21 protein-coding genes and 4 tRNA genes are annotated in these 21,651 nt (G+C 28.6%); 7 read left to right on the top strand and 18 right to left on the bottom strand.

Translation table 11 applies throughout. From position 1 onward, the window contains the following. Nucleotides 1-83: 83 nt before the first annotated feature. From smpB to ACLR9T_RS11375, 10 genes are all read right to left on the bottom strand, one after another. Nucleotides 84-530, bottom strand: coding sequence for an SsrA-binding protein SmpB (smpB, locus tag ACLR9T_RS11420; protein WP_413109648.1), 447 nt, complete (start codon nucleotides 528-530; stop codon nucleotides 84-86). A gap of 18 nt (nucleotides 531-548) precedes the next feature. Continuing rightward, a complete protein-coding gene (gene rnr, locus ACLR9T_RS11415) occupies nucleotides 549-2,816 on the bottom strand; it encodes a ribonuclease R (RefSeq protein ID WP_413109647.1) in 2,268 nt (755 codons plus the stop codon). A 52-nt stretch (nucleotides 2,817-2,868) separates the two neighbouring features. Next, a complete protein-coding gene (gene secG, locus ACLR9T_RS11410; RefSeq protein WP_413109646.1) occupies nucleotides 2,869-3,099 on the bottom strand; it encodes a preprotein translocase subunit SecG in 231 nt (76 codons plus the stop codon). A 111-nt stretch (nucleotides 3,100-3,210) separates the two neighbouring features. After that, nucleotides 3,211-3,690 carry a GNAT family N-acetyltransferase gene (locus ACLR9T_RS11405; protein ID WP_413109645.1) on the bottom strand — a complete coding sequence of 160 codons (480 nt, stop codon included), beginning with the start codon at nucleotides 3,688-3,690 and terminating at the stop codon, nucleotides 3,211-3,213. After that, a complete protein-coding gene (locus ACLR9T_RS11400) occupies nucleotides 3,683-5,359 on the bottom strand; it encodes an MraY family glycosyltransferase (RefSeq protein WP_413109644.1) in 1,677 nt (558 codons plus the stop codon). The genes ACLR9T_RS11405 and ACLR9T_RS11400 overlap by 8 nt, the downstream gene beginning before the upstream one ends. 555 nt (nucleotides 5,360-5,914) lie before the next feature. Next, entirely contained in the window at nucleotides 5,915-6,904 is a 990-nt protein-coding gene (locus tag ACLR9T_RS11395) for a rod shape-determining protein (RefSeq protein WP_092354547.1), read from the bottom strand. Nucleotides 6,905-7,020: 116 nt separating this feature from the next. Next, a complete protein-coding gene (locus ACLR9T_RS11390; protein WP_413109643.1) occupies nucleotides 7,021-7,662 on the bottom strand; it encodes a peptidoglycan DD-metalloendopeptidase family protein in 642 nt (213 codons plus the stop codon). A 44-nt stretch (nucleotides 7,663-7,706) separates the two neighbouring features. Further along, complete coding sequence (spoIID, locus tag ACLR9T_RS11385; RefSeq protein ID WP_413109642.1) at nucleotides 7,707-8,606, bottom strand: stage II sporulation protein D; 900 nt, start codon at nucleotides 8,604-8,606, stop codon at nucleotides 7,707-7,709. 45 nt (nucleotides 8,607-8,651) lie between these two features. Further along, nucleotides 8,652-8,852 (bottom strand): DUF1146 domain-containing protein, encoded by a 201-nt coding sequence (locus ACLR9T_RS11380; protein ID WP_413109641.1) that lies wholly within the window; start codon nucleotides 8,850-8,852, stop codon nucleotides 8,652-8,654. Continuing rightward, nucleotides 8,852-8,983: a hypothetical protein gene (locus tag ACLR9T_RS11375; RefSeq protein WP_413109640.1), complete on the bottom strand. Its 132-nt coding sequence runs from the start codon at nucleotides 8,981-8,983 to the stop codon at nucleotides 8,852-8,854. The genes ACLR9T_RS11380 and ACLR9T_RS11375 overlap by 1 nt, the downstream gene beginning before the upstream one ends. An 82-nt stretch (nucleotides 8,984-9,065) precedes the next feature. On the opposite strand from ACLR9T_RS11375, the gene ACLR9T_RS11370 reads away from it, so the two are divergent. Genes ACLR9T_RS11370 through ACLR9T_RS11360 form a run of 3 tightly spaced genes read left to right on the top strand, consistent with a single transcriptional unit; the run spans nucleotide 9,066 to nucleotide 10,955 of the window. Beyond that, on the top strand, nucleotides 9,066-9,980 hold the full coding sequence (locus ACLR9T_RS11370) for an aldo/keto reductase (RefSeq protein ID WP_413109639.1): 915 nt from the start codon (nucleotides 9,066-9,068) through the stop codon (nucleotides 9,978-9,980). After that, nucleotides 9,980-10,510: a GNAT family N-acetyltransferase gene (locus ACLR9T_RS11365; RefSeq protein WP_413109638.1), complete on the top strand. Its 531-nt coding sequence runs from the start codon at nucleotides 9,980-9,982 to the stop codon at nucleotides 10,508-10,510. The genes ACLR9T_RS11370 and ACLR9T_RS11365 overlap by 1 nt, the downstream gene beginning before the upstream one ends. 49 nt (nucleotides 10,511-10,559) lie before the next feature. Next, nucleotides 10,560-10,955, top strand: coding sequence for a hypothetical protein (locus ACLR9T_RS11360; protein ID WP_413109637.1), 396 nt, complete (start codon nucleotides 10,560-10,562; stop codon nucleotides 10,953-10,955). A gap of 58 nt (nucleotides 10,956-11,013) precedes the next feature. Here ACLR9T_RS11360 and ACLR9T_RS11355 read toward each other — a convergent pair. From ACLR9T_RS11355 to ACLR9T_RS11345, 3 genes are all read right to left on the bottom strand, one after another. Next, nucleotides 11,014-11,089, bottom strand: a tRNA-Glu gene (locus ACLR9T_RS11355). Nucleotide 11,090: 1 nt separating this feature from the next. Beyond that, nucleotides 11,091-11,166 (bottom strand) — tRNA-Asn (locus ACLR9T_RS11350). Between the two features lie 271 nt (nucleotides 11,167-11,437). Next, nucleotides 11,438-12,301, bottom strand: coding sequence for a hypothetical protein (locus ACLR9T_RS11345; RefSeq protein WP_413109636.1), 864 nt, complete (start codon nucleotides 12,299-12,301; stop codon nucleotides 11,438-11,440). Nucleotides 12,302-12,416: 115 nt separating this feature from the next. Here ACLR9T_RS11345 and ACLR9T_RS11340 point away from each other — a divergent pair, with 115 nt between their 5' ends. Continuing rightward, complete coding sequence (locus tag ACLR9T_RS11340) at nucleotides 12,417-13,262, top strand: radical SAM protein (protein WP_413109635.1); 846 nt, start codon at nucleotides 12,417-12,419, stop codon at nucleotides 13,260-13,262. A gap of 76 nt (nucleotides 13,263-13,338) precedes the next feature. Here the strand turns inward: ACLR9T_RS11340 and ACLR9T_RS11335 are convergent, their stop codons facing one another. Beyond that, on the bottom strand, nucleotides 13,339-14,025 hold the full coding sequence (locus ACLR9T_RS11335) for an LppM family (lipo)protein (RefSeq protein ID WP_413109634.1): 687 nt from the start codon (nucleotides 14,023-14,025) through the stop codon (nucleotides 13,339-13,341). Between the two features lie 133 nt (nucleotides 14,026-14,158). On the opposite strand from ACLR9T_RS11335, the gene ACLR9T_RS11330 reads away from it, so the two are divergent. Then, a tRNA-Lys gene (locus tag ACLR9T_RS11330) sits at nucleotides 14,159-14,234 on the top strand. 57 nt (nucleotides 14,235-14,291) lie between these two features. Then, nucleotides 14,292-14,765 (top strand): low molecular weight protein-tyrosine-phosphatase, encoded by a 474-nt coding sequence (locus tag ACLR9T_RS11325; protein WP_413109633.1) that lies wholly within the window; start codon nucleotides 14,292-14,294, stop codon nucleotides 14,763-14,765. Nucleotides 14,766-14,812: 47 nt separating this feature from the next. Here ACLR9T_RS11325 and ACLR9T_RS11320 read toward each other — a convergent pair. Next, nucleotides 14,813-14,888: transfer RNA gene (locus ACLR9T_RS11320), tRNA-Thr, on the bottom strand. A gap of 287 nt (nucleotides 14,889-15,175) precedes the next feature. On the opposite strand from ACLR9T_RS11320, the gene ACLR9T_RS11315 reads away from it, so the two are divergent. Next, nucleotides 15,176-18,373 carry an SNF2-related protein gene (locus tag ACLR9T_RS11315; protein ID WP_413109632.1) on the top strand — a complete coding sequence of 1,066 codons (3,198 nt, stop codon included), beginning with the start codon at nucleotides 15,176-15,178 and terminating at the stop codon, nucleotides 18,371-18,373. A 53-nt stretch (nucleotides 18,374-18,426) separates the two neighbouring features. Here the strand turns inward: ACLR9T_RS11315 and ACLR9T_RS11310 are convergent, their stop codons facing one another. The 3 genes from ACLR9T_RS11310 to ACLR9T_RS11300 are packed head-to-tail and all read right to left on the bottom strand — an operon-like array spanning nucleotide 18,427 to nucleotide 21,543. Beyond that, nucleotides 18,427-19,422 carry a PTS transporter subunit IIC gene (locus ACLR9T_RS11310; protein WP_413109631.1) on the bottom strand — a complete coding sequence of 332 codons (996 nt, stop codon included), beginning with the start codon at nucleotides 19,420-19,422 and terminating at the stop codon, nucleotides 18,427-18,429. A gap of 1 nt (nucleotide 19,423) precedes the next feature. Then, a complete protein-coding gene (locus ACLR9T_RS11305; protein WP_413109630.1) occupies nucleotides 19,424-20,785 on the bottom strand; it encodes an MATE family efflux transporter in 1,362 nt (453 codons plus the stop codon). Next, nucleotides 20,785-21,543: a putative ABC transporter permease gene (locus ACLR9T_RS11300; RefSeq protein ID WP_413109629.1), complete on the bottom strand. Its 759-nt coding sequence runs from the start codon at nucleotides 21,541-21,543 to the stop codon at nucleotides 20,785-20,787. The genes ACLR9T_RS11305 and ACLR9T_RS11300 overlap by 1 nt, the downstream gene beginning before the upstream one ends. Nucleotides 21,544-21,651 lie beyond the last annotated feature (108 nt).

Genomic DNA, 21,651 nt, shown 5'->3' with positions numbered 1-21,651 from the left:
GTTATTTGTTTGTGCATTTAACGAATGCCTTCGACTGCAGCTAAGGTCAGACATATACCTGTCGAACCCAGGACACCCCCAGTTTAGTAGTTCTTTAAAGCTTTTTGAATTTCTCTTTTAGAATCTCTTTCCTTTAAATCTTGGCGTTTATCATAAAGTTTTTTACCACGAGCAATCCCAATTTCTAACTTAACTTTACTACCCGTATTAAAGTATAACTTAGTTGGTACAACTGTCAAGCCTCCTTCTTTTAATTTATTAGAAATTTTTAATATTTCTTTTTTGTGTAAAAGAAGTTTTCTTGTTCGACGTGGTTCATGGTTAAAACGATTACCATGACTATAAGGAGAAATGTGCATATTTTCTATAAATGCTTCATTATCTTTGATTCTAACAAAAGCATCTTTAAGATTAACATTTCCCAAACGAACTGATTTTATTTCTGTTCCTTTTAACTCAACTCCAGCTTCATAAGTATCTAAGATAAAATAATCATGATATGCTTTTTTGTTGTTTGAAATGATCTTCATACACATTCCCCCTTTTAATTAATGATGTTTACTCTTACTATGCTTCGATTTATGAAAACTGCTTTTTTCACGTTTATTAAAACGTGAATCATCATATTTTCGTCTACGCTTAGAATGACCTTTTTTCTTCTTATCATCTTTACGTGCATTTATTATAACAGTTTTTTGTGTCCTTTTGTTGGATTTCATGCCAACAATTTCAAAATCTACTGATTTATCTATTTTTGAGGCACTAGCAACTCTTACTTTAACACGATCAGACATTTTAAATACTTTGCCTGTTCTTTGACCAATATAACGAAGATTTTTTTCATCAAAGAAATAAAAATCATCTGTTAGATCACTAACATGAACTAAACCATCTATTGTATTATCAAGTTCAACAAAGAATCCAAAATTAGTAATAGAGCTTATAATTCCTTCAAATTCCTCACCTATATGTTTTTCCATATATTCAGCAATTTTCATATCATCAACTTCTCGCTCAATATCAATTGCCTCTCGTTCTCGGTTTGAACTCTGAAGAGCAATATTTGGCATTATCTCTTGATAATGCTTAATTGTTCGATTATCTAGCCTTTTTTCAAATAAATATCTTCTAATCATACGATGAACAATTAAATCAGGATAACGTCTAATTGGCGAAGTAAAATGCGTATAAAATTCATCAGCTAATCCAAAGTGCCCCAAACACTGTTCATCATAACGAGCCTTTTGCATACAACGTAATAATAAAGTTGATATAATTGTATGTTCAGGTGTATCTTTACTTGCCTCTATAATACTACTTAATTCATTTGGATATATATTTTCTAATGATCCTTTAATTGTATATCCCATTATTTTAGCAATTGAACTAAACTGTATTAATTTCTTTGTTTTAGGTTGTTCATGAACCCGATATATAAATGGTAATTCAAGCCATTTAAAATGTTCAGCAACAGTTTCATTAGCTAATAACATAAACTCTTCAATAATACGATCACTAGCTCCACGCTCTCTTAAAATCACATCAGTTGTTTCACCTTTGTCATCAACAATAACCTTTGCTTCTTTTACATCAAAATCAATTGCCCCACGTCTAGCTTTCTTTTCTTGTAAAATCAAAGCTAATTCCTGCATCAAAAAAAATAACTCTTTAACATGACTATACTGTAATTGTAACATCTGGTCACCATCTAATATCTTATTAACATTAGTATATGTCATTCTTTCTGTTGAATTAATAACTGCAGGTACTATCTCATGTTCAATCACTTCTCCATTTTGATCAATTTCCATAAAACATGAAATCGTAAAACGATCAACATGAGGATTCAAAGAACAAATACCATTTGATAATTTATGTGGTAACATTGGTATAACGCGATCTGCCAGATAAATAGATGTTCCTCTTGTAAAAGCTTCCTTATCTAATGGTGAACCCTCTTTTACATAATAGGATACATCAGCAATATGAACTCCTAAACGATAGTTACCATTAGCTAATCTTTCTAATGAAATACCATCATCCAAATCCTTAGCATCATCACCATCAATTGTAACAATTACTTCATTACGTAAATCAACTCGCTCACTTACATCAATCTCCTCTAATGTATCAGGAATTCCTTCAATTTGCTCATACACAGCCTTAGGAAATTCAACTGATGCTTCATGTTCATAAACAATTGATAAAATATCAATTCCTGGATCATTTTTATGTCCCAGTATCTTTTTGACATCACCTTTCAATATAGGTTTATAAAGCTTGATTTCAACCAATACTTTATGACCTGGCATAGCACCATGTAAATGAGCATGATCAACATAAATTCGCTTATCAAATTTAGGATCATCAACATCGACATAATAATCACGTTTTCCTTTTTTAATCTCGCCAACCAATTTAGTCTGACCTCGTTTTATTACCCGAATTACTTTACCCTCAGGTCTTTCAACATCACTATGTTGATTTATTTCAACTAGTACAAGATCTTTATTAAAAGCATCTTTTAAAGAATCAGGAGCAATAAATACATCTTTTTCTTGATCTTCAACAACAACAAAACCAAAACCTTTCTTATTAATGGTAAGAGTTCCTAAAACCATACCAAATTGATTAGGTAAATAATAATGATTATATTTATTTCTAACTACTTGACCCGTTTCTTCTAACTCATTCATCAATCTAACTAATTTAACAAACTTATCACTACTTGTGCAGTTTAACTTTTTTGCTATTAAATCAATTGAACGCTCTATATAATTTTCATCACTTAATAATGTTAAGATTTCTTCTTTCACCTACTCACCTCCCTTTAATTCAAAATAAAAATAGGACCAATAGTCCTATTAATTATGACATCCTAATAATGATGGCAATAACGAAGAATGCTATCGCTAAACCAGTCGTTATTCTTGTCATCACTAAATCTGCACCACGTTCTTTTTGTTGAGCAAATAAGTTTGAACTTTGACCAGTCAAGGCATTAACAATCCCATCAGATTTACCACTTTGTAATAGACATAATATAATAAGTGCTATTGCTATTATTACTAATAAGACATTTAAAATAGTGCCAAACATAATATACCTCCTAATTGATACTTTGATACATCGCTAGAACATAATAACATAATATTTTTAAAATTTCAATGATTTCATCAATACTTTGATGAATAGTCACCAAATATATATCTAAATAACCCTTTCTAGTACTATTACCTCTATATTTTTACATTTTGAAACATCAATTTTCCTAAAACCCAAAGATTTCCAAAAAGCCAAACCTTTTAAATTTTCTTTTATACAAGCCAACTGAACTATCTTACAACTCTGTTTATGTTCATTAATTATATGTTCAATTATTTGTCTACCAAATTTCTTTTGCTGCCAAATCTCATCTACTAAAAACAAACCAATCCAGAGATAATTATCATCATGTTTCATCGAAAAACGATATCCAATCTGATAATCAATTAAAGCAATCATTTTTTCATTATAATATATTTTCATTATATAATGCTCTTTATCATCAAACTTTTCAGGATTATTCATCTGCTCAACAAGATATTGTTTTGTAGGAACAATTCCTTCTAATAAATAATACTGCTTTTGTCGTAAATGAAAATCATACAATTCATCATCGAGTTTAAAAATCCTTTGATATTTAAGCATTATCAACACCTACCACATAAAAACGATCATTATTTAAAACTAAAACAATATTCGCACTATTTGGTATAGTTTCAACTTTTTGATTATATTTTAAAGAAATAAGCACATTATAATACTCATTATTTTCTAACCCTTCTATAACTACTTTAGAAGGAGAAAAAGAAATAATCTCGTAATCTTCTACTTCTAATTCAGGATACTCTTCTTTATTAACATAAAATGATTTTAATGCAAAAGAACTAAAAACACTTTGCAAATCAGGATATATATAATCCAGTCCCCCTATTTGATTTTCTTTTTTATCTTTTAAAGTAAAATAGTCAACAGCAAAATATGATGCTACTAATTGACATTCTTCATTTGATTGTCTACTTTGATAAGCTTTATCTAACCGAGTATAAATTTCATCTAATAGATCGCTAGATGATGTCTTGATATATGGGGTGGTTCGTTCTTCTTTAATAACCGGTTTCTCTTGATTTAAATGTGCATATGTTCCACTAAAACCTATAACTAATAAAAAGCAACTTAAAATAATGAATCGATCAACAATAACTCTTTTTTTAGTTCGTCTACTACGGTACCTTTCTAAAACCTTAATTTTAGGTAAATGATCATTATGAATAAAAATATTAATTATTGTAAGTAATGGCTTATATTTTCGACTAACCATACTTGTTAGTTCTACAAATAATTCAAAGATCAACATTAAAATAATAAACATTATTGTCCCTAATGTTGGATCATATAAATATACATAAGAAGTTAATGAAAACAAAAATGTTACTCCATAAAGTACAATTACACTCTTTCGATGTCCTAACTTTAATTTAAACATTAAATTATGATGCAGATGAGCTCTATCTGCTTCACTAAACTTTTTATGATGAACCTTCCTACGGATTATCGCAACCAAAGTATCCATGATTGGGACCATTAAAACAACAATTGGAGCACCTAAAGTAAAAAAGGTAGAAACATTATAACCAAATCCTAATAGAGAAATAACTGAAATCATAAAACCTATATATAAAGCTCCACAATCACCTAAAAAAACTTTTGCCGGATAGAAATTATAAAATAAAAATCCCATAATTGCCCCTGCTAAAACCAGTGATAAAGAAGCAATATCCGTTCTCCCACTAGTTAAAGAAGTCATTGATATTGTAAATAAAACTATGATTGAGATACCTGATGATAAACCATCAAGTCCATCAATTAAGTTTATTGCATTTGTGATTCCCACTATCCATAGTACAGTGATGATTCCTGGAATAATTGGCGGCCAATTACTAGGCATAAAATCAAAACCTTTTAAATATATATCACCATAACCAATTACAATTAATGCTGCCACTAATTCTACAATTAACTTTGTTTTGGGAGAAAGATCATGAACATCGTCATATAATCCTACAAAAAAAACTAAAAAACCAGCAATTAAAATTGCATTTATTTGCGGATCAGTCTTTAGAAAAATCACTGTTCCAATTAATGAACTTATGTAAATTGCATATCCACCGATTCGAGGAACTTCAATTTTATGAACCGTCCGTTTATTTTTATGTGCCACAATTCCTAAACTTTTTCCTATCCTAATAACTATAGGAATCAGTAAAGCTGTAATTATCATTGTGACAACAAACGACATTATTAAACTAGGATTCATCTTCTCACTTCCTATCTCTTGTATATTATCATTTATTTTTAGATAAAATACAAGATAAATAAGTTATTTAATTGTATATAATGTTGTTAAAAAAAGAAATATATAAGTTATAAATCTCCCTATTCTTTAATAAATCTTACATCCATTGATGTAAAAGATTAAGATTTAATAATATCTTGCACGTTAAAACTAAAAATAACAGTATAATAAATATAATATAACTGCTTTTATCTCTGTAGCTTTTGATATTATATTAAAATAAATTTCAAAAGCATTATCCGTTCCATATTTATCATAATTGAAATAAATATACTTATTACTACTATTTATTTTTTCTTTTATTTAATAATTTGACTTCCATATACCAAAGACATTAAAATTATCATTCCTATTTTTATACTATTAACAACTTTATTATCTATTGCCAACTATCTTAGCTATATTTATTTTTCTTTTAAAATTTTCTACCTATTTAGTTATACTAGCCTTACCAAATAATTATTTTATCTTAATAGTTTTGATAAAAAAAACATGAGATAAAAATCTCATGTCATATTATTTAACATAATGGGTATTTTCTAACATTACACCACAACCATTAGCAACACAATTTAAAGCATCATCAGCAACAAATACTGGTACTCCTAATTCGTTTTCCAACAAACGATCAAGTCCACTTAATAATGCTCCTCCACCTGTTAAGAATATTCCTCTTGATACAATATCAGCAGCTAATTCTGGAGGTGTTTGTTCTAATACATGTTTTGTTTCTCTTACAATTGTTTGGCAAGTCTCTCTTAATGCTAATTCAGTTTCATCAGCAGTAATTGTAATCGTATGTGGTAACCCTGTTACTAAATCACGACCTCTTACCTCAAAAATTTCTTCACTGATTCCCTTGATTGCAGTACCAATTTGCATTTTGATTTGTTCGGCTGTACGATCTCCAATCAATAACTTATATTTATCTTTGACAAATTTAATAATATCTTCATCCATTACATCACCTGCAATTTTAAGTGAACTGCTAGTAACTATATCACCCAAAGACAATACTGCAATATCAGTAGTTCCACCACCAATATCAATTACCATGTTACCTGTTGGTTTTGAAATCTCTAGTCCAGCTCCAACTGCTGCTACTTTAGGTTCTTCTTCTATAAACACTCGTTTTGCCCCACATCTTTCAGCTACATCCTTAATTGCACTTTTTTCAATTGATGTAATATTTGATGGACAACAAATTAAAATTGTTGGTCTAGAAAAAATTCCTTTTAAGTTTAATTTATTAATAAAATGAGTAATTAAGATTTCTGTTATTCTAAAATCTGCAATAACTCCATCTTTTAAAGGACGAATTGCTTTTACTCTTCCTGGTGTCTTTCCTAACATATCTTTAGCTTCCTGGCCAACAGCTAAAGGTTTTTTATTTTCATCATCTATTGCTACTACAGAAGGTTCATTTACAACAATACCTTCACCTTTGACATAAATTAAAATATTTGCTGTACCTAAATCGATACCAATTTCTTTTGATAATGCCATCATTAGTCCTCCTTATTTTTTCTTAACTATTGTACCATGATTTTTGATATTTACAAGATTAAAAGCGAAATAAAACCAAATAGCAATAATTTTTTCTATTATTGCCATTTGGTTGATTATACCGCTATTTTTGTAACATCTTGATCAAAATAAGATTCTGGATTTAAAGCTTGATTATCTTTCTCTAAAATAAAATGCAAATGACACTTTAATTCAGATTCATAAACATTTTCTCCACTAATTCCAATCTTATCACCTTGTTTAATAACTGCATCTTTTTCTACACTAACTTCACTTAATGACTGATACGTAGTACTAAAGCCATTTTCATTAGTTATAGTTACAACCCAACCAAGTAAAGCATCATTATCTTTTTTTGTTACCGTACCTGAGCATGCTGCCTTAACTTCAAAAGCTTTTCCATCTTTAGAAAAATCCACACCTAAATTTGGTCGATAAACCCCTTCAAAATATACTAATGCTTTTTCTAGTTCCGCATCACTTAAAGATGCATCATAGAATTTTTTAACAATTTTAACATCATCATTAACAGGTTTTAATAATTTCTCAGTTGTTACAGTTGGCTTTTCCTCTTTAGTTTTATCTTCTTTATTATCTTCCACTTTGACAACAGCGGTATCTTTAAATGGCTGATATTGATTTAAAACTAATTGGATCACACCAACTCCAATTAAAAATAACATTACTACCGCACCAAAAACTAAAACGCGTCGATTACGCTTCATAAATAATTTCATTGTTTCACCTCATTTGTAGTGTTTCCACTAAAACAAGGTTTATACTAATTATTTATAATTTCGATATTAGTATAATAATGATTTAAGATTTCTTTATAATCAGCACCCTCTAAAGCCATTCCTTGCGCCCCATATTGACTCATACCAACACCATGACCACTACCTTTAGTTGTAAAAACGTATTTATTATTTTTATATTCAACAGTAAAACAACTTGAAGATAAACCTAATTTTTCCCTAACTTGGCGACCACTATAGTTTTTACCACCAACACTCAGTGTTGCTACTCGACCACTTTTTTTATATGCAATAATATTAAAATCTATATCTTGACAATTAAATTTTTCTTTTATCTCTTGTTTAGTAAAAGATGCTTGTCGAGTGTTTTTTGGATCTATTGCTAAATCCCAATGACTATCAACACTTCTTAAATATGGTAAAGGACTCGATTCAAAATAATCTTCAACATTTTCAGTATATCCATTACTAGATGAAAAAAACAATGCAGAAATATAATCTCCTTGATATTTCATTACCTCATTTTTTGTTTCCTTAATTGCAGTACTAATTTTTTGATAATATTCATTATATTTACTACCCCAATTTTCTTTCATCTTATCTTCACTTAAATACACTTGACTATTAGTAGTATTATCAACACTTAAATTACGATTATAAACAAATGTTCGACTAGCTACTACTTGTGCTTTTAAAGCCTCAGTTTCAAAGTTAGCAGGCATTTCTCCAGCAACTACCCCTAAAAGATAATCATCTAGATCAACATAATTAACATTATTATCAATTGTTACCGCTACTTTAACTGGTTCTTCTTTAATTTCTTTTTTACCTTGAATCGTTTCTTCATTAGCTTGATAATAATTCATTGATAAAAAAATAACTCCGACCAATATAACAATCCCTAATTTCACACTTATTTCTCTCATATACAATTACCTCACATAATTATATGAGAGGTAATTTAAAATATGTTAAAAATGTATTGTAGCAAACTCTAAAATAAAAGAACCTAACAAATATCCTAACGATAATGATGCTATTAAAAAAAACAAATAAAATTCTCTTACTTTAGTCTTCCTAATTATATTATCAAAATTAAAACAACTTAATCCCCACATTGAAAGCATCACCGAAATCACATATACAAAAGCTTTAATAATTTGATAAGACATTAAGATTCACCCCGATCATTATTTCCATTATTACAAACTCTAACATAAATTCCCCGCTTAATTGAAGAAAAAACAAATCCTAAGATAATCCCCCCTAATAAAGCACAAAATATCTTTAACTTACTATTCATATTATCACCTAACCTCAGGTATAGTATACCATAGTTATATTACTCATGATATAATAAAAATATTTACACAGGAGGAAATAAAATGGAATATTACACTTTACCTAATACAGATTTAAAAGTATCTAAAATTGCTTTAGGATGCATGCGAATTGCTTCAAAAACGCCTGAACAAGTAGAACAATTAATATTAGAAGCCCTAAAAGCAGGAATTAATTTTTTTGATCATGCTGATATTTATGGAGGCGGCAAATCAGAACAATTATTTGGAACCGTTCTAAAAAAATATCCTCAACTTCGAAATAAAATGATCATTCAATCAAAATGCGGAATAAGACCTGGTATCTGTTACGATTTTTCAAAAGAATATATTTTAAAGAGTGTGGATAGTATTTTAAATCGTTTACAAACAAACTATCTTGATATCTTGTTATTACACCGTCCTGATGCCTTAATGGACCCTCAGGAAGTAGCTGAAGCTTTTGATGAGCTATACAAAAATCATAAAGTTAAATATTTCGGGGTATCTAATCATACCCCTGGACAAATCGAGCTACTAAAAAAATATTGTAAACAGCCTATTATCATTAATCAATTACAGTTTGGACCAGCTCATAGTCAAATGATAGATTATGGTATTTTTGCTAACATGGAAAATGGAATCGACCACGATGGAGGAATCCTTGATTATTGTCGTTTAAATAATATAACAATTCAACCCTGGTCAACAATTAGAGCAACATTATCTGAAGATACTTTCCTAAATAATCCAAACTATCCTAAATTAAATAACCAATTAGAAATCCTTGCTAAAAAATATAATGTATCTAAAGCAGCAATAGTTAACGCCTGGATTCTAAGACATCCAGCTAAAATGCAACCAATTATTGGTACAACTAATATTAAAAATATGCTCGATTCAATTAGTGGAGTCAATATTAAATTAACTCGTGAGCAATGGTATGCAATCTACACCGCTGAGGATAAACCTTTACCTTAATGGAAATATTGTTAAGACCATATCAGCTAAGTGATCAACCTGCCTTAGCTACAATGGCAAACAATCCCAATATTGCTAATAACTTAAAAAATAATTTTCCCTATCCTTATACCTTAGAAACTGCTAGTAAATATTTACTTTTAGCAACTCAGGCTAATCCTGAAAAATTATTAGAATTCGCTATTGAAGTAGATGGTCAATTTGCCGGTGCTATCTCTGTTACTTTCAATCAGGATATATATTGTTACTGTTGCGAATTAGGATATTGGCTTGGACAACCTTACTGGAATAAAGGAATAATGAAAAAAAGCGTTAAATTAATGATTGATCATGTATTTAAAAATTACAATATCAATATAATTACAGCTAAGACATTTGCAACTAATATCTCTAGTCAAAAAGTTCTTCTTGCTAATAACTTTAAAAAGTTAATCATTTTAAACAAATATGCTTATAAAAACAATCATTTTTGTGATTTAATAATATTTGAACTTTCTCGAGAACTCTACTATACAAATAGTAACAAATAATAGTTTTCATTTTTTCAATAAACACGCATAGACTGTAATAGGTGATAAAATGAATACTTCAATTATAGAAAATTTAATGTACAATCAGCTTTTTCTTGCAGCTAATTATGATTTAGTAATTTCTATAGCTCCAGATGAAACTATTAAAACTAGATTGCATAATTTTTCAGCTGATTGTAAAAACAATGCAACTTTTCTTGATCATTTTTATCAAGAAATAAACACAACTAGTTTTTATCCTTTGCTTCAAAAACCAGTATTTCATGGCAACTTTAAAGACTCTCTTCTTTGGATATTAAATTATATTGAAAATTCTTATCGAATGTTTCATATCAATGCATATAAGAAAAATTATTCTGAAGATGAAGCAACATTACTAAATTATATTGCAGGTAATTTAGTTAATCACAGTATTGGACTTACCCAAATGTTACTAACAAAATAATGTTAGTAACATTTTTTATAATAAAAAAACCAGGAATTACTCCTGGATTACTTTAAAATGGTGACCTGTACGGGATTCGAACCCGTGAATGCATGCGTGAAAGGCATGTGAGTTAACCGTTTCTCCAACAGGCCATGGCGCTTGAAGTAGGACTCGAACCTACGACCGATCGGTTAACAGCCGATTGCTCTACCAACTGAGCTATTCAAGCAACTTGGTGCCCTAATATAATATCATTTATGACATATATATGCAATAGTTTTTTACATTTTTTTCATTTTTTATTAAATAAATAATAATCCTCGCCTCATTTATATCTTAACGTACTACTATAATTTAGATAACATATTTATCCCCCTGTTTATTACCATTAATTTATTATCTTCTTTTATTTCAGCAGCTCTTAAAATATATTTTTTGCAATTATATAAAAAGTTATTATCTTTTCATTTCTTTAATTAGCATATTCCTTCACTAAGTATCTATTTTATATATTTATTATATAAATCTATCTCATTATCACTATCTATTGAAATACTTTCCATTTTCATTTCAACTCTACTATTATTGCTATTTCTAATATACTCTAAAACAATTCCCGTTTGTTGATCAATCAACATCGAAATTGTTCCCCCTTCAGTATATAAATCATTATTTATCTTACCTTCAACCCGAAAAACAACTCTATCTAAAAACTTTGTTTTATTCTCAATTGTAAAACTAGAATAATCAATTCCCAACTGCCTTAAAGCAATATCTTCTGGAAATAAATAAGGTGCAACATCACCATATAAGTCATTAGCAACTCTACTTATATTACTATCTTCTACTCGATCTGTTAATGACCAATCCATAAATTTAAATATATTATTATCTCTGTTTATCTCCTCAATACTAATTTGTTTTTTTTCTATTAATTCATTTAAAGTTAAGTTTTCTAAATCCTGTCTATCCCCTGTAAAAAAATACATTTTCTCACTATCTCTAATCATAACCTGTTCACTATGACTATTTGAAGAAATTTGATAAACGTATGATTTATATTCAGGTATATTAATTTGAAATTCATATTCTAAATTTGATATATTATCTAAATAAGTTGAAGTAACCTTCATTTCACCACTTACTAAATTATAATAATCCACACTATTAATCATTAGCATTAATAAATCATGTTTACCCTGATCATCATCTTTGAAATTTATCATATTTTTTGTAACCGTTCTTTGTTGGTTTAATTTAGAAATATCTATATTTAATGTTACAACCGGCTTATCTATATCCTGTTTATTACAACCTGTAAGTACTATTAATCCAACTATTAATCCAATCCATCTATTTTTCATAATCATTAACACCTTTTTTATTTAATTAAAACACTTTCGTTATTAAAATTTTGTAGAAAAATAATATTAAATAAATTTTATGATCTATGTTATTATTTATTTAGGAAGTGATAAGATGAAATATCAAGAGCTAGAAGCTAAAAGTGCTTTAAATAAAGTAAAAGGACAATTTCCATTCAAATGGGACTTAAATATTTATCGTGGATGTGAGCATGGCTGCATATATTGTTATGCCATCTATAGCCATAAATATTTAAACGATTCTAACTACTTTGAAACTATTTATTACAAAAAAAATATTCTTTCTTGTTTAGAAAAAAAACTTTCATCCCCCACCTGGAAACACGAAATCATTAATATCGGTGGTGTTTGTGATAGTTATCAGCCAATAGAAGAAAAACTACAGTTAATGCCTGAAATTTTAAAACTTATGATAAAATATAAGACTCCAATAATAATATCTACCAAATCATCTTTAATATTACGCGATCTTGAGCTTATTAATGAATTATCAAAAATTACATATGTCAACATCGCATGCACAATTATCACTGTTGATGATAAACTACGTACTATTATCGAACCTGGCAGTTCATCTATAATAGATCGCTTCAAAGTTATTGATCAAGTAAAAAAACATACAAACGCATCAACCGGAATACATATTATGCCCATAATTCCTTATTTAACAGATCAACCTGGAAATATAAATGGTTTATACAAAATGGCCAAGAAAGTAAATGCTGACTATGTCCTACCTGGAATTTTATATTTACGTGGTCCAACTAGAACATATTTTTTTAATGCTATAAAAAAATATGACTATTATTTATACAAAAAAATATCTTCTCTTTACTATCAAAAAGAAGAATTTAATCTTTATAAAAAAAATCTTTATCACATAATCACTCAAATAAAAAAACAATATAACATTGATACTCCAGTATATCCAAAACAATAATTTTTTATTTTATAATATATTAAAGGGATTCAAAAATTTGAATCCCTTTATATTTTTATATTTAATCATCTTCCAATTATTCTTCGTCTTCACTAGCTTTATTTTTTTTCTTATAAAAATAAAAACCACCACCAGCAACTATCGCTACTACTGCGATTCCTCCAACAATTAAACCAATGTTACTAGAAGAACCAGATTTTTCAGAAACAATTGTAATATCAGTTGTTAATTTTTCTAAATCAGCTAATCCTAGTGTGACAACACCATTTTCAATTTTCCCAACTGTTGAACTCTTAACTTTTCCAGGCATAGCAATTTTTATACTAACTTCTAATCCCATTTTTTCTAACTGATCCATTGAATAACCAAGCTGATCAAATTGGCTAGTATCAAAACTACCACTAACATCAGAACCTTTAAGTTTTAAAGTATACTTATCCCCTTTAACTGTTAAACTATTTAAAATTTCTTTAGAAACATTCTTTGGTGCAGCTGCTTTAAATCCTACATATTCTTCACCATCAACTTTTTCACTAGCATCTTTTAAATCCCAATCAGCGTAAGTGTCATCCTCCATTAGCTGTTCTTTAATACTTTCTTGAGTCATGTTATAAGTATCCATCATCTCTTTAGAATACAACATTGTTAAATTAACATCAGCTTTATTTTCATCAGTAATGTTAATTTGATAACGTATTTTCATGCACCCTGTCAATGCCAGGAGCATTACAAATACCGTTAAAACTTTTAAAACTTTTTTCATTTCTTTCCCTCCATTCATAATTAAATTATAACAATATTTACCATAATTAGCAAAATTTATTACCATTTTTTTCAAATCACTTTACATTCTACTAAAAATGTGATATTTTTATAGAGCACTGTTAAGTGTTTATGACCCGCTAGCTCAGCCGGTAGAGCATCTGACTTTTAATCAGAGGGTCAGGCGTTCGAATCGCCTGCGGGTCACCATTTAATAATTATGATGAACATTTGTTCATCTTTTTTAATAGATAAGAGGTATTTATAATGATAAAAATTATGTTTGTATGCTTAGGTAATATTTGTCGTTCTCCAATGGCTGAATTCGTATTTAAAGATTTAATAAAAAAACAAAATTTGGAAAATAAATTTTATATTCAATCATCGGCTACTAGTAGTGAAGAATTTGGAAATCCTGTTCATCCCGGTACAAGAAACAAACTTGCCCAATATAGTATTTCTACTCATAATAAAACATCTGTCCAATTCACAAAAAAAGATTATAATAAATATGATTATATTATTGCAATGGAAACTGCAAATATAGCCGGAATCTTTAATATCATTAAAAATGATCCTCAAAATAAGGTCTCACGTTTATTAGATTTTACTTGCTGTCCTCGAGATATTGCTGATCCATGGTACACTGGTAATTTTGATAAAACATATTCTGATATTTATCTGGGATGCAGCGAGTTATTAAATAAATTGATAATAAAACACAAGTTATCATCTAAATAAAAAACTACTTTTGAAAGTAGTTTTTTAGTTTCCATTAAGTTTAAAAATGGTGCCGACGACGTGATTTGAACACGCAACCTGACCATTACGAGTGGCCTGCTCTACCGTTGGAGCTACATCGGCAACTTTTCACTATTATATTTTTATCTATAAAAAGAATACACCTATTCTTTATAAAATACAATATAAAGAGAATTAAAATTAATTTCACTTAAAACAAAATCTTAAGATAATTCATTTAATAACATGTATATCGATAAAACACTTCTCTAAATTATTTTATCATAAAGATGTAATCATTATTTTTTATCAGTTTATTATAAAGAAATAATAAATATTTATTTTCTTAAACAATTTCTATTTGGTAATCATTAAATTAATGGTATAATAAATCATTGGAGGGAAAGAACATGTATATAAAAGATGATGAAATAAATAGAATATTTAATGAGAAAAACTGGAAAAATGCACATAGTTATTATAAAGATAATGTAATTACTAATATGTCCGTTTTAAAACAAGAAAATGAGTATCATATCGATGGTACTGTAGAAATATACGGACGTACGACTACCAGTCATATTGTTGTTGATACAAGCGGAAAAATTATCACTTTTGAATGTAACTGCCCTAATTGTCATAAAAATGAATTAGCTTGTGGTCATATTGGCGTATTGTTACTAAAGTTTTATAGCTTAGATATGTCTGACATCCCATTCCAATTTAATCAAAAAATTGATTATCGTGCTAAATTTGAAGAATTTGAACGTATTCGTGAAGAGAAAATGATTCAAACAAAACTTAAAGAATCTAAACAGTTGATTGAAACATATTTAGATCCTAAAAAAATAAATATTATTGGTAATGATTTAATTGAACTTTTTCCAACTATTAATTACTCTTTTAATCGTATTTTAATTAACTATCGCATTGGTAACTCTAAAACATATTTAATCAAAAATTTAAAAGAATTTATTAATAATTATCGTTATCATAAAACGTATAGCTATGGTAGTAAATTGATAATTGATCATGATCATAAATTATTTAGCAATGAAGCGTTAAAACAAATTGCCTTTATTAAAGATAATAGTGAATTTATAGATGAAATAGAAAGATATCGTTCTATTGATATTAATAAGCATAATATTGATGAATTTTTTGAAACATATTTAACAAATTTAAATATAAATATATTTTTTACAACCATTGATTTAAATAATATTACTATTAATATTGAAGATAAAGAAGATTATTTTGAGGTATCTCTTCTCCCTGTTGAAGGAGAGCTAATTATTGGTAATCAATATATTTATTATTTAGAAAATAACATTTTAAACCGTTATAGCCTAGATATGTCACAAATCACAAAAAAACTTTTAGAAAAATTAGATAAAGAAAATCTTATTATATCAAAAGAAGACTTTGGATATTTCGGAAAATATATTATTGACCAGATTTTACCATATATCTCTATTGTTGGTACAAATATTGATGATTATATGCCTAGCGTTATTACTTTGCTAGTATATATAGATTTAAACACTTTTGGTGATTTAACCATTAACTTAGAATATCGCGATGAAGAAGGGAATGTATTATTTGATGGTAAATACATAGACAGCTATGAAACTAAATTACCATTAAACGTTGATAATGCTTTAGCATTAATTGATGATTATGCAAAATACGACGAACTTACTAATATGTATTTAATTACTAATAGTGATGAGGATGTGTATTATTTTATTAAAAATATCTTGCCTAAACTTAATCATTATTGTGAAGTATTTGTAAGCGAGGATATTAAAAATATTAATAAACCTAAAAACATCTCTTTAAACATTGGAATTCGTTTAAAAAACAATTTATTAGAAATTGATTTAGATAGTATAAATGTTTCTAAAACAGAAATTCAAGATATATTAAATTCAATTCAAAGAAAAAAATCTTATCATCGTTTAAAAAACGGAGAATTTATAAATTTAGAAGATAAAACATTAAATGAAGCTTATAGTCTAATCAAAGATTTAAATCTTAGCAATGAAAATATTAAAGATGGCTCAATCGTTATCGATAAATCAAAAGCATTATTTTTAAATCAGTTATCAATGGATAAAGAGTCTATCACATTCAATCGTAATCAACAGTTCCAAGAACTTATCAATAAATTAACCTATAGCAATAACAATAATTACTCTATCCCACAGCCATATCAACAAATTTTAAGAGAATATCAGTGTGAAGGCTATAAATGGATAATGACAATGAGTGAATATGGATTTGGAGGAATTTTAGCTGATGATATGGGATTAGGTAAAACACTTCAAATGATCACAGTTTTAGAAAACACAAAACATGATAATAAAGTCAGCATTGTTATTACTCCCGCAACCTTAATACTTAACTGGCAAGATGAAATAAAAAAATTCTCTACTGATTTAAATGTCTTATGTATCTCTGGTTCTTTAGCAACTCGGAAAAAATTAATAGAACAAATAAATAATTATAATGTTATTATTACCTCTTATGATTATTTAAGAAGAGATTATAATCTGTATAAAGATTATTGCTTTGAATATATTATTTTAGATGAAGCGCAGTATATTAAAAATCAAACAACTAAAAACGCTAAAGCTGTTAAAGAATTAAATGGAATTCATCATTTTGCCTTAACTGGTACCCCAATCGAAAACTCATTAGCTGAATTATGGTCTATATTTGATTTTTTAATGCCAAATTATTTATTTAGTTACCATTATTTTAAAGAACATTTTGAACGCCCAATAGTTCGTGATGAAGACAAAGATACTCAGCTACGATTAAAAAAAATGGTAGAACCATTTATTTTAAGAAGAACTAAACAAGATGTATTAGATGAATTACCTGATAAAATTGAAAACAATATAAAGATTGCTTTTTCTAAAGACGAGGAAAAATTATATATTGCAAACTTAAGTCAAATAAATAATAAATTGCAAAATGTCTTAAATGTTGAACAGATTGACAAAATTCAAATTTTGTCAATGATGACTCGATTAAGGCAATTATGCTGCGAACCAAGAATCTTATATAACGAAATCCAAGAGCCTAGTTCCAAATTGAAAGCATGTTTAGATATTATTAAAAAGGCTAAAGAAAATAATCAAAAAGTATTATTATTTTCATCATTTACTACTTCTTTAAGTTTAATTGAAAAAGAATTGCGAAAAGAAGATATTTCCTACTATGTATTAACAGGTGCTACAAATAAAATTAAGCGCCATCAATTAGTCAATGCTTTCCAAAATGATAATACAAATGTATTCTTAATATCATTAAAAGCTGGAGGAACAGGACTAAATCTTACAGCTGCATCAATCGTAATCCATTATGATCCATGGTGGAATATGTCTGCACAAAACCAAGCTACAGATCGAGCCTATAGAATTGGTCAAACTAATAATGTACAAGTATATAAGTTAATTATGAAAAATAGTATTGAAGAAAAAATTCAAAAATTGCAAGAACAAAAACAAGATTTATCTAATATATTTATTGAAAACAACACTGGAAGTATTACAAAAATGTCAACCAGTGATATTATTGCACTTTTTTCAGCCGATTAAGATAATAATAACGTCATAGCACACAGCTATGACGTTATTAATTATATATATCGCTATAATCGCTCCAGTTTCAAATCACCGCTTTTAATAAGTGATAATTTTTTAAACGCTTTATAAATAACATATGTTAAAAATGCTGGTGCCACTAAATCAATAACAATTAAAGGGACCCAATAATTACTTCCCATTACATTAACCGCTTCTAGAATCCCTACCATTCCAGCCGTTCCCATTCCTGAACCAACTGGCGAACAAGAAATATTCAATAAACAGGTTGATATAGGCGCAATTATAATACCTGTAATAATTGGCGGTATCCAAATTATAGGTTTTTTAACAATATTTTTAAATTGAAGCATACTCGTTCCAATCCCAATAGCAATAACATCTCCTATATCATTATCATCGATCGACATAACCGCAAAACCAATCATTTGAGCACAACACCCTGCCAAAGCAGCTCCAGCCGCCAATCCATCTAATCCTAGCATTACTCCAATTGCAGCACTTGATATTGGCGCAGTTAAAGCCATTCCCATTAAAACTGCAACTACGATCGACATTAATATCGGTTGCATATTTATACCCTGATTAATCAAATCACCAATCCAAATAATCAACTTTGTTAAATAAGGCCCAATAAATATCGTGACCAGTCCTGCCGTTACTATTGAGATAAATGGCACAATCAGAATATCGACTGGTGTCTTCCCCTGAACAAACCGAGTTACCTCAACTGCTACAATTACAGCAGCAAAAGATACAATAGGATTTCCTGAACTAGCTAAATTACCATTAAATGTACCAGCTCCTATACTTCCAGCAATTATCGCAGCAATTAAATTTAAACCCTTAGCATCAATAGCATAACCAATTCCCACTCCAATAGCTGGTCCCATTAAAAATGTTGCCACTTCTCCCCAAGTAATTAATTCATCTATATTAATAAAAGTTCCTAATTGCTTTAAAATCGTACCAATTATTAAACTGCAAAAAAAACCATAGGCCATACCATTTAAAGCCTTAATAAAATAATTATCTTTTTTCATTTCAGTCTCCTATTACTGCAATATTTTTTACCCATCGTTCCTTTTTAAAGAAAAATACAGCAATTATTAACTTAATTATATCTAAACTCTCTACAATTAAAAATAAAGTAATTAACGATAAACTTGTGTACGTTGACAGTATTGTCGACACAAGAACTCCAGCTAACCACAAAAAGCCTGCATCCATCAACATTGTACTTAACACATCTCCACCTGCTCTTAAAATGAAGAATACACATACATTAAACGCATATATATTAATCATTACTGATTTTATCCTAACCAAAGCAATAATCGCCTCTTTTATTGGTACATCAACGTTATATAAATTAGGTATCAAAGGCGCTAACATAAAGCAACAGCTACCAATTGTTAAAGAAACTATGAAAGTAAAAAATAATAACTTTCTCGCATTTTCTTTTGCTTCACTGAGCAAGTTTGCTCCTAATTTATTTCCAATCATTATTGACACTGCTGACGACAATCCCCCAAATGCAATAAACATTATATTTGATACAGTATCAACCACCGATATTGAAGCAACTAAATACTCATCACATCTAATATATGATTTAAATATCATTGCTTGTCCAACTGAAAATAAAATCTCATTTACTGTTAACGGTACTGCCTTATGTACTATACCACCGAGAATATTTTTATTAATATGTAACATACCACCTAAATCAAACCTAAAAAAATGACGATTTTTAAACAATACAATTAAATAGATTGTCATCTCTACTAAACGGGCAATTAGCGTTGCAATTGCAGCACCTTGAATCCCTAACTCTGGAAACCCAAAATTCCCAAAAATCAAGCAGTAATTCAATATTGTATTAGTTAATACCGCAACAGTTCCAACTTTTAACTGAATCTTATTTATTCCTACTGCTCTTAACGCCATCATACATGTAAAAGAAATACTAAAAGGGATATATGTAAATTTTGCAAAATACAAATAATTAACTGCTTCATCAACAATTATAGGCGTTTGAGAAAATAATTGGATTGCAAATTTAGGAATCATAAACATTGCTAAAGTAAAAAGTATTGCAGCCCCTATCGAAAATACCATATTAATATTAAAAACTTCCTGACATTTTTCTTTTTTCTTCGCACCATAATATTGGGCTATATAGATACCAGCAGCCCCGCATAAACCAAATAGTACTGAATTAACAATCAAAAAGAAACGATTTGCTACTGTTACTGAAGTTAAAGCGATATTACCAATACTACCTATCATTACATTATCAATCAAGTTTACAAATGTTGTAATAAACTGCTGCCCCATGATTGGCAAAGCAATATTAGATACTTCTTTATAAAATTGCTTTGTCCCAAAATATTTTTTCAGCACTAATCATCCCTCCGTTTCTTTTTAATAATTTGTGGAAAAGCCCTAATCAAACGACGATAACGATATCTAAATAATTTTTCTTCTTCTAATAGTTTCTTTAATAATAATTGCTGCTTTTGCCATTCCAAACCACGCTGTTCTAACTTTTTAAATAGTTTTGCCTGTCTTTTTTCTAAACCAGCAATAATTTTTTCTTCTCTTTCATCTAAAATCTGTTTTACAATCTCAAGCTTTTTGTCAATTTTCAAAGCAATATGCGTAGTTATAATAGCATCAACAATAAAACACCCTCCTAATAAAATACTAATAATTAATAAAATATCTTCATTAACAACTGCTAATCTTTTAACAAAAAACGGCTGAATATAATTTACTACTATTACACTAAACAAACCAAAACAAAAAAATCCTTCTAAACAAATTCGCCCATTTATATTAAAAATCTTTTGACTATAATCCCACCACCGTCGATGAAACAATTCTTCCATTACAAAAGATGTAATATATTCTAATAAGCATGATATTATCCCACCACCTAAAAATAAAATATAAAAAGGATAGCTAATATGACGAATATCAAATAGCACAATCACCAATATTGCTCCAAAACCATAGATAGGAATCCAGGGTCCATACAAAAAGCCTCTATTATATGGTAATTGTTTTCTAAAAAACGGTAAAACAACTGACTCCCAAATCCAACCAAAAAAACAATATAAATAAAAAGATACAACTAATATTATTAAATAATTCGTCATATTTCTACTCCTTTATATAATTAAAAAGCCTGCATAAGCAGACTTAACTTTTAAATTGGTGGAGCCTAGCGGGATCGAACCGCTGACCCCCTGCGTGCAAGGCAGGTG

It is taken from the genome of Thomasclavelia sp., assembly GCF_047249845.1.
Lineage (GTDB): Bacteria > Bacillota_I > Bacilli_A > Erysipelotrichales > Coprobacillaceae > Thomasclavelia.
The sequence above is the reverse complement of the archived record's forward strand: the minus strand, read 5'-3'. Positions and strand labels throughout refer to the sequence as shown.